A 5581-nucleotide genomic window follows, 5' to 3' on the forward strand; every position below is an offset into this window, starting at 1 on the left:
GGCGGCACTCGAGGTCCAGGCCCGTGCGATGGCCGAGGCCCAGGCGCGAGCCCGTGGCGACCACCGGGCCGGCAGCCGCTGAGCGGCCCCCCCCGGCCGGGGCCCGAGACGACGAAGGGCCCCGTGAGGGGCCCTTCGTGACGTATGGCGAGACCCGGACTCGAACCGGGGACACCACGATTTTCAGTCGTGTGCTCTACCAACTGAGCTATCCCGCCAGGACAGGCGATCAGGGTATCGGAGGAGGCGTCGTGCGCGCCGTCCGGCCCGACGCGACGCGGGTGCCGCGCCGCTACCCCTCGCAGGGGTTGGGCAGCCCGGCGAGCAGCGGCATCGGGTCGACCGCGTCGGCACGGTGCGCGGACCACGGCGTCGGGCGCATCTCGAAGTGCAGGTGCGGCTCGTAGTCGCCGCCGGTGTTGCCGGCGTCGGCCACGCGCTGACCGGGGCTCACGCGCTGACCGGGGCGCACCACGATCGACCCGGCCTTCAGGTGCAGGTAGCCGTAGTCGATGCGGTCGTCGCCGGCGAAGACGATGGTCCAGCCGCCCCCGGCGTCGTCGTAGAAGACCTGGGAGACCGTGGCGGCGGTGACCGCGACGACGGGCGGGAACCCGGAGAACGTGCCGATGTCCTGGCCGTTGTGGGCGCGCCCGGCCTCCCGTGCGGAGTGGAACCGCTGCGCGCCGAGGGAGCGGAAGTTGCAGGGACCCTGGACCGGGAACACGTAGCCGTTCTTCGCGGCGCTCGGCACGGCGGGGGCCACGGGCGCGGCGGGCGCGGCGGGCGCCGGGGCGGCGACGGCGAACGACCGGGCCTTGACGATGCGGCGGCCCGTCTGGTCCCGGGCGATCAGGCGCAGCCGGTAGCTGCCGGGGCGGCCCGCCAGCCGCGCGGTGATCGCCGCGGTGACGTCGACGCCGGAGCGGACGACCCCGAGGGACTGCCGCAGCACGACGCGGCGGCTCGTCCGGTCCTCCACGCGGACCTGCACGCGGGCCGAGGTGTCGCGCGGGGCGTCGAGGCGCACGGCGATCGTGGGCGCGGCGGCTCCGGCGGTCCAGGTCGGGGCGCTGACGGCGAAGCGGGTGAGGACCGCGCGGACGCGGGCCGGGGCATCGGGGACCTTGCGGGGCACGCGGGGCGTGCCGCCCTGGACGGTCGCGGCGGGGACGGGCGTGGTCGCGACGGGGGAGGCGGCGACGGCGCCGCCGCTGGCGGTGGCGGTGACGGCGGCAGGTGCTGGCGTCGTCGGCGTCGGTGTCTCCGCCCCGAGGGCTGGGGAGGCACCGACGCCGGCGGCGCACGACAGGATCACGGCGGCAAGAAGGACCGCTGTCGTCTTCACCGGCGTCGTGCAGGGCACGAGGCCGAGTGGGTGGGTTGCCCGCGACATGGCTCGAGGAATGTGACGGGCCGGACGCGCCCACCGCGGTGCGTGGAGGTTCGGTGCAGCTTTCGGCGTCCGCCCCGCACCGGCGGCGCAGGTTCCGTGCAGGTTCGGCCGCTCCTGCACGGAACGGCCCGCATCACGACGTCGGCCGCAGCGCCTCCGCGGCCCGCGTCACCGCGTCGGCCAGGGGACTCCAGCCCGGCGCCCCGGCGTGCAGGGCGGCCTCGAGCCCCTCCGCCGCGTCGGCCACCGCGGTCGCGCCGACCATCCGGGCCGCGCTGCCCATGCGGTGCGCGACGTGGCCCGCCCCCGCGGCGTCCCCGGCGACCGTCGCCGCCCGCAGCGCGTCGACATCGCCCCCCAGGGTCGCCAGGTAGGTCGCGAGGACCTCGCGGCCCAGGTCCGCGTCGCCGCCGGTCAGCTCGTCGAGCGCGGAGGGGTCCAGGAGCGCCCCGGCCGGCGGGCGCGCCCCGTCGGCCGAGCCGGGCGCCGCGGAGGCCCCGTCCGGCCCGGCCGCGGACGGCCACGCGAGATGGGGCAGGTGCCGGCGGAGCGTCGCCTCGAGGACGGCGATGGTCGTCGGCTTCGTCACCAGGTCGTCCATGCCGGCGGCGCGGCAGCGCTCGGCCTCCCCGCGCACCGCGCTGGCCGTCAGCGCCACGACCGGGGTGCGCCGCCGTCCCGCGTCGGCCTCGTGCGCGCGCAGGCGGGTCGTCAGCTCGTACCCGTCGGCCCCCGGGAGGCGGATGTCGGTGAGGACCAGCCCGTAGGTGTCCGCCCGGAACCGCCGCAGCGCCTCCGTCGCGTCCTCCGCCACGTCGACGACCACGCCGACCGCCTCGATCTGCGCGGCCAGGACGGCGCGGTTGACGGGGTGGTCCTCGACGAGCAGGACCAGCCCGCCCTCCGCGACCGCCTCCTCCCGCGTCGGCCGCGGGCGGCGGGCCACCTCCGGCACCGGACCGGCCGGCAGGTCCTCGACCGCCGCGACGGGCGGCCGCAGGCGCACCCGCATCGTCGTCCCGGTGCCCTCCCGGCTCTCCATCGCGAGGGTCCCGCCCATCGCGTCGACCAGCTCGCGGGAGATCACGAGGCCCAGGCCGGTCCCCTCGCCGCGCCGCACCGCGTCCGCGCCGGCCTGCGAGAACGGGGCGAACAGGCGCGCCCGATCCGCGGGGGACACGCCGATCCCGGTGTCGACGACGAGCAGCTCGACCTCGCCGTCCGGGGCCCCGGGGCCGGCCACCGGCCGCGCCACCACGCGCACGCCCCCGGACGGGGTGAACTTCAGCGCGTTGCCGACGAGGTTGCCCAGGACCTGCCCCAGCCGGACCGCGTCGACCTCGTGCGCCGGCGCCAGGTCCTCCGCGACGACGGCCTCGAGCGTCAGGCCCCGGCGCTCGGCGGCGTGCGCGTGCTGGGCGACGGTCTCGCGGACGATCCGCGCGAGCGACGCCGGGGCCGGGTCGAGCTCGAGGTGGCCCGCCTCGATCTTCGAGAAGTCCAGGACGTCGCCGATCACGGCCAGCAGCGCCCGGGCGGAGCGGGCCGCCACCGCGACGCGCTCGCGCTGCTGCTCCTCCAGCTCGCCGAGGGCCAGCACCTCCAGCGTGCCGGTGACGGCGACCAGCGGGGTGCGCAGCTCGTGGCTCATCGCCGCAAGGAACGCCGACTTCGCCCGGTCCGCCCCCTCGGCGGCCTCGCGGGCGCGGAGCAGCTCCGCCTCCAGCTTCTTCTGCGCCGTCACGTCGGCGATGTACCCGTAGAGGTCGGCCTCGCCGTCACCGGTCCGCCGCACGAGCGCATGCCCGTGCATCCACGCCGTGCGGCCGTCCGGCGTGGCGATCCGGTACTCCCGCTGCCAGGTGTCGCCCGCCCGGCGGGCCGCCACGAGCGAGTCCAGCCACGACCCCCGGTCGTCCGGCAGGACGGCGCGCGCGACGGCCGGGAAGTGCACCCCGTCCTCCGTCGGGATCCCGTGGACGCTGGAGTCGCGGCTGGCGAACCGCACCGACAGGGCGTCGTGGCGGTCGACGTGGAACTGGAAGACGGACCCCGGGACCCCGTCGGCGATCGTCTGCAGCCGCCCGCGGGCCTCGGTCGCCTCGCGCTCGACCTGCTCCCGGGCCCGCAGCTCGCGCTGCACCGCGGCGGTCATCGCCTCGAAGTCGTCGGCGAGCTCGCGGACCTCCCGCACACCCTCGCGACGGGCGTGCGCGGACCAGTCCCCGCCCGTGATGCGCCGGGTCACGGCCGTCAGGCGCTCGAGCGGCCGGACCACCGCGCGGCCCGCGACCGTCAGGAGCAGCGCGAGCACGAGCCCCAGCAGCACGAGGGCCACCGTCTGGGCCACGAGCAGCCGGTCCGTGCGGACCTGCAGCACGGCCGCCCGGTCGGCGGTACGCCGGTCGACCGTCTGCGTGAAGCGGTCGATCGCCGTCAGGATCCGGCGCTTCTCCCGGTGGTAGGCCCCGTCGACGAGCTGCGCGTACTGCGGCGCGACGTCGCGCGGGTCCAGGCCGCCCGGACCCGCCCGCGCGACCTCGGGGGCGACGGCGTCCATCGTCGCGACCTCGCGCCGTGCGAGGCGGTCGGACACCCGGAGCGCCGTCTGGAGCGCGGCGAAGTCCTCCCGCGAGAAGCGCGCCCGGCGCATCAGCTCGGGCAGCGAGACCGCCGGACCCGTCCGCACCCGGGCGTAGCCGTCGGCCAGCACCCGGTCCCAGAACGACCCGTCGTAGTCCAGCGGCCGCGGCGCGGTCCCGCGACGGATCTGCAGGATGCGGTCGTAGTAGGAGCGGTAGGCGGGCCGGCCGGTCGTGACGTAGAGCCGCACCATCCGCGTCAGGTCGTCGCTGCTCCGACGCATCTGGTCCGCCAGCAGGAACGACGAGACCCGCCGGCGCTCGGCGTCGTTGCGCCCCTCCGCGGTGCGCAGCTGGACGATCGTGATGCAGAAGAGCGCCAGCGCGAGGGCGGCGACGAGGCTCAGGAGTGCCCCGAGCGCGACCCGCAGCGAGACGCCCCGCCGGGCGCCGGCGTCCATCAGACCGGCTGCAGGACGCCGAGCAGCCGGCGGGCGGTCAGCGGCTTGCGGATCGCGCCGAGCACCGTCAGACCGTCGCCGCGGGCCCGCGACGCCGCGGCCTGCAGCACCTCGGCGGACAGGCCGCTGGCGATCACGATCGACGGGCCCCCGGGGCGCAGGGCGACGAGCCGGAGGAGCTCGACCCCGTCCATCCCGGGCATGTCGAGGTCGCAGACCAGGACGTCGCCGTCCCGCAGCTCGTCCAGGCGCTCGAGGGCCGCCTGGCCGTCCGCGGCCTCCAGCACGGACCCGACCCCGAGGTTGGAGAGGATCTGCCGGATCGTGCGGCGCTGGAACTCGTGGTCCTCGACCACGAGCACGGTGCGGTCGGCGAGCGTCATGCGGTGTCCCTCCCGGGATCGGCGGATCCCGTCCCCGCCCGGCCGGTGCCGAGCAGTCCGAGCTCCCGGCCGCGACGGACGGCCTCCTCGCGGGAGGCCACGCCGAGCTTCGCGTAGAGCGACCGGGTGTGGGTCTTGATCGTGTTGCGGCTGATGAAGAGGCCGTCGGCGAGCTCGCGCAGGCTGCCCGACCCGGCGAGGGCGCGGAGGACCCCGACCTCGCGGACGCTGAGCTCGTCCGCGCCGGGGTCGCCCGCGGGTCCGAGGTGCGCGGGGCCGCCGACGCCGTCCAGGACGGCGGTCAGCGCGTCGGGCAGCTCGCCGGGGTCCCGGGCGCCGTCGATCCGCCGGCGGGCCCGTGCCACCGCCGACCGCGCCCCGGCGGCGTCCCCGCGCGCGGCGTGGGCACGGGCGAGCTCGAGCAGGACGGCGGGCACCATCAGCGACGAGTCGCGCCAGCCGCCGACCAGCTGCAGGGCGGCCTCGCAGGTCAGGACCGCGTCCTCGGGTCGCCCCGCGAGCGTGGCGACCCGCGCCTGCGCGCAGGCCACCGGCAGGGCGTGGGGCGCGCGACGCAGCGGCCCGTCGTCCCGGGCACGGACCGCGGCCGCGGCCAGCGACTCCGCCGACCCCAGGTCGCCCCGGTCGGCGGCGCGGAGCGCGAGGACGGCCTCGGGCAGGTAGTCCACGAGCGGCAGACCGGCGGCGGGCAGCCGCACGTGCGCGGTGCGGGCGCGCTCCGCGAGCGCGACGGCCTCG

At 77.5% G+C, this 5581-nt stretch carries 4 protein-coding genes and 1 tRNA gene; all 5 read right to left on the reverse strand.

What is annotated here, in order from left to right:
* Positions 1–145 precede the first annotated feature (145 nt).
* A tRNA-Phe gene (locus tag Q7T67_RS01700) sits at positions 146–218 on the reverse strand.
* A 74-nt stretch (positions 219–292) separates the two neighbouring features.
* Positions 293–1348, reverse strand: coding sequence for a murein hydrolase activator EnvC (locus tag Q7T67_RS01705; protein WP_304785598.1), 1056 nt, complete (start codon positions 1346–1348; stop codon positions 293–295).
* A gap of 181 nt (positions 1349–1529) precedes the next feature.
* Positions 1530–4439, reverse strand: coding sequence for an ATP-binding protein (locus tag Q7T67_RS01710; RefSeq protein WP_304785599.1), 2910 nt, complete (start codon positions 4437–4439; stop codon positions 1530–1532).
* A complete protein-coding gene (locus Q7T67_RS01715; RefSeq protein WP_304785600.1) occupies positions 4439–4822 on the reverse strand; it encodes a response regulator in 384 nt (127 codons plus the stop codon). The genes Q7T67_RS01710 and Q7T67_RS01715 overlap by 1 nt, the downstream gene beginning before the upstream one ends.
* Positions 4819–5581 (reverse strand): LuxR C-terminal-related transcriptional regulator (locus Q7T67_RS01720; protein ID WP_304785601.1); only part of this gene is annotated, 763 nt, incomplete at its 5' end. The genes Q7T67_RS01715 and Q7T67_RS01720, both read right to left, overlap by 4 nt.

This window comes from Patulibacter sp. (assembly GCF_030655195.1).
In the GTDB taxonomy this organism is placed as follows: domain Bacteria; phylum Actinomycetota; class Thermoleophilia; order Solirubrobacterales; family Solirubrobacteraceae; genus Patulibacter.

Bases quoted from the DNA above. Each gene is read 5' to 3' on its own strand.
- Q7T67_RS01715 (WP_304785600.1), bottom strand. From the start codon at position 4,822: ATGACGCTCGCCGACCGCACCGTGCTCGTGGTCGAGGACCACGAGTTC.
- Q7T67_RS01710 (WP_304785599.1), bottom strand. From the start codon at position 4,439: ATGGACGCCGGCGCCCGGCGGGGCGTCTCGCTGCGGGTCGCGCTCGGG.